This is a genomic window from Bradyrhizobium sp. RP6 (genome assembly GCF_003837805.1).
Classification (GTDB): Bacteria; Pseudomonadota; Alphaproteobacteria; order Rhizobiales; family Xanthobacteraceae; genus Bradyrhizobium.
Window position 1 is genome coordinate 1 of record NZ_RQIT01000075.1, and the last position, 422, is coordinate 422.

At 65.9% G+C, this 422-nt stretch carries 1 protein-coding gene; it reads right to left on the reverse strand.

All coding sequences use genetic code 11. The annotated features are described in order from the left end of the window. A partial coding sequence (locus tag EHH60_RS36940; protein WP_245454700.1) for a thiamine pyrophosphate-binding protein occupies positions 1-422 on the reverse strand: 422 nt, incomplete at both ends.

Genomic DNA, 422 nt, shown 5'->3' on the forward strand with positions numbered 1-422 from the left:
GCCTGGAACAACGCAAACGCCCGCGCCAGCACGGCGGGTAATTCTGCGGCCGACATCAAGGTGTGGGAGAACGCCGCCACGCCGGCCATCATCGCACCCTGGTTCGGCAGTTCATGCAGCTTGCCGCGCCCACCACCTAACTGGCTGCGGGACTGCACGCTGGAAATCACCAGCATCGGGATCGAATCGGCGTAGGCCTGGCCCATGGCGGTGGTGATATTGGTCATGCCAGGGCCTGTGATGATGAAGCACACGCCGGGCTTGCCGCTGGTGCGCGCGTAACCGTCGGCCATAAAGCCGGCGCCCTGTTCGTGGCGCGGGGTGACATGACGGATGCTGGAGCGGGCCAGGCCGCGGTACAGTTCCACGGTGTGCACGCCGGGGATGCCGAACACCTGGTCCACGCCGTAGCTTTCCAGGAG